This is a genomic window from Azospirillum sp. B4, from assembly GCF_000333275.1.
Taxonomy (GTDB): domain Bacteria; phylum Pseudomonadota; class Alphaproteobacteria; order Azospirillales; family Azospirillaceae; genus Nitrospirillum.
In genome coordinates this window covers 1-3,208 of the sequence record NZ_BACU01000055.1, presented here as the reverse complement: position 1 = coordinate 3,208, position 3,208 = coordinate 1, and the positions used below count along the sequence as shown (strand labels likewise).

Annotated in this window: 1 protein-coding gene; it reads right to left on the bottom strand. The window is 68.0% G+C overall.

Annotated elements, in window-relative coordinates:
- Positions 1-3,208 (bottom strand): S-layer family protein (locus I55_RS36750; RefSeq protein WP_044558854.1); only part of this gene is annotated, 3,208 nt, incomplete at both ends.

Below are 3,208 nucleotides of genomic sequence, written 5' to 3'. Positions count from 1 at the left end.
TGTCGCCATTCACCAGGCCGCTGCTGCTGTACCCCGTCAGGCTGGCGCTGGCGCCGTAGGTCTTGCTCGCCCCGCTGGCCGTGATCGTCAGGCTGGCGGGATTCACCGTCAGCGTGCCGTCGGCATAGCTTACCGAGTAGTTGCTCAGGCCGGTGCCCGTAGCCCCGCTGGCCACAACGCTGTAGCTGCCCACCGACGCCGCCGTGCCACCGCCGCTGCTGGCCAAGGTCACGGCCGCGATGCTGTCGCCATTCACCAGGCCGCTGCTGCTATAGCCCGTCAGGCTGGCGCTGGCGCCGTAGGTCTTGGTGGCACCGCTGGCGGTGATCGTCAGGCTGGCGGGATTCACCGTCAGCGTGCCGTCGGCGTAGCTCACCGAATAATTGCTGAGCCCCGCGCCCGTCGCGCCGCTGGCCACAACGCTGTAGCTGCCCACCGAGGCCACCGTGCCGGACCCGCTGGACGCCAAGGTCACGGCCGCAATGCTGTCGCCGTTCACCAGGCCGCTGCTGCTGTACCCCGTCAGGCTGGCGCTGGCGCCGTAGGTCTTGCTCGCCCCGCTGGCCGTGATGGTCAGCGCCGCCGGGGTCACCGTCAGCGTGCCAGCGGCGTAGCTCACCGAGTAGTTGCTGAGACCCGTGCCCGTGGCCCCGCTGGCCACAACGCTGTAGCTGCCCACCGACGCCGCCGTGCCGCTGCCGGAACTGGCCAGCGTCACCGCACTGATGCTGTCGCCGTTCACCAGGCCGCTGCTGCTGTACCCCGTCAGGCTGAGGCTGGTGCCATAGGTCTTGGTGGCGCCGCTGGCCGTGATCGTCAGCGCCGCCGGGGTCACCGTCAGCGTGCCGTCGGCGTAGCTCACCGAGTAGTTGCTGAGGCCTGTACCCGTGGCGCCGCTGGCCACAACGCTGTAGCTGCCCACCGACGCGGCCGTGCCGATGCCGCTGCTGGCCAGCGTCACCGCACTGATGCTGTCGCCGTTCACCAGGCCGCTGCTGCTGTACCCCGTCAGGCTAAGGCTGGAGCCGTAGGTCTTGCTCGCCCCGCTGGCCGTGATGGTCAGGCTGGCGGGGGTTACCGTCAGCGTGCCGGAGGACGAGAACTGGTAGACGCCACCGGAATAGCTGACACCACCCAGGCCGAGCAGGCTGTAGGAGCCAACAGCGGAGCGAGCCTCGCTCGTGGTCCAGACCATGCCGGACGCGGATAGGCCGCTGCCCACGCTGCGGCCCAGCTGATCATAGGCGCTGGTGGTGGTGGCCGTGACGGTGGCGGCGCCATAGACAGCGCTGCCCGAACCAACGATCACGATGTAGGGCAGCGCCTTCAGCAGCGGATAGGGTGAGCCGTTGAACCAATCCGTCGTGCTGAACACGGACTGCGCGATGGGTCCGCTGGTCAGCCAGGCGGTGGTGGCCAAGCCGGTGGCGTCCGCGGCCGTGCCCGTGCCGCCACCGATGCCGACCGTCATGCCCGACGTGGTCGTGTCCCAATAGCTGGTGGTCACGGCGTTCTGATTGTCGCCCAGGAAAGCCCCAACGGAAACCGCAGACGGGCCCGCCGTGACACTGCCGGTGGAATAGCTGTTGGCGATCAACCCCTGGTTGACGCCCGCCAGCCCGCCAATGGCCGTGCCGCCGGCGGTGCCGCTGGCCACGGAGACGTTGACCATGGCGTAGCTGTTGCTGACCGTGCCCGCGACCTGGCCCACCAGGCCGCCGATGTTCAGCACGCCGCTGCCGGCGGAGATGGAGCCGGTGGCGAAGCTGCCGGACAGGAAGCCGGAATTGATGCCGACCAGGCCGCCCACCTGCTGCGCGGCGAATCCCACCTGCAGGGTGACGGCGGCACCGCTGTTCACCACGGTGCCGCTCATGAACCCGAACAGGCCGCCCATGTAGGAGACCGCGCCGGAGGCGATGAGGGTACCACTGGCATAGACGTTGCTGACGGTCGCGACGCTTTCGCCCGCGACGATGCCGACGTCGTTGGGCCCATCGACGTTGATGCGGGCGCCCAGCACGCTCAAATTGCGGATGGTGCCATTGTTGTAGCTGATCAGGCCGACATTGTTGGAAACGGTGTTGTTGATGGTGAGGCCGACGATGCTGTGGCCAAAGCCATCGAACGTGCCGTTGAACAGGGTCGGGCTGTTGTTCGCATTGGCAGTATTAAGGCCCAGGGGCGCGAAGCCGGCGGAACTCCACAGGCCACCGGCCTGCGCCAGCTCGCTCATCGTGATGTTGGCGCCCAGGACATAGTTGGCCGTCATGGCCAGGTTGACCAGCTGCAACTCATGGGCGTTGCCGATGACGGTGGCATATTCCATGCGCAGCAGCGGGCGGGTGTAGCCGCCGACCATGTACCAGGTGTTGGTGAGGTCTAAGCTGGTATAGGTGGCCGACGCATAGGCCGCCGTGCCGCTGACGTTGGTGGCGCTGAACGTCCCCGTCCCGCCGCCATAGCCCACGGTCTGACCGCTGCTGGAACCATCCCAATAGGCGCCAGCGATCACGCCATCATTGCCGCCGGCGAACGCCCCGACGGCCCCGGCACCCGTCCCCGCCGTGACGCTGCCGCTGGCATAGGCAACAGAGATCCGGCCGACATTGTATCCCACCAGCCCGCCCACGTCCGCCACGGTGGCGCCGGCGGTGACATCGGCCGTGGCATAGGCCACGCTGATGGTGCCGGTGTTGCCACCGACCAGCCCGCCCACGTACTGGGCACCGCCGCCGGCCGTGACGGTGCCGGTGGCATAGGCGCTGGAGATGGTGCCGGCGTTGCTGCCGGCCAACAGCGCCACGTTGCCGCCGCCGCCCACCACCGTGCCGTTGTAGACACCCACGCTCTGCACCACGCCGCCGGTGCCGATGGCGCTGAACAGCGCCATGTTGCTGGCCGTGGCGTTGGTCATGACCAGGTTGTTGACGGCGTGCCCCTGGCCGTTCAGCGTGCCGGTGAAGCTGCCGGGGGTGGCATTGTTGCCGCTGATGCTGAAGCCGATGGGCAGGAAGCCGGTGGCCGTCGCCCACAAGCCGGCCGTGCTGGCGACTTCACCGACGTCAATATCGCGCCCCAGCGTGTAGGTCGCCGTCAGGTTCAGGTTCACCAGCTCCAGCTGGTGGGCGTTCACGACGGTGGTGTTGTACTCCGTCCGCAGGAAGGGCCGGGTGTAGCCATCGACCATGTACCAGACGCTGGTGAA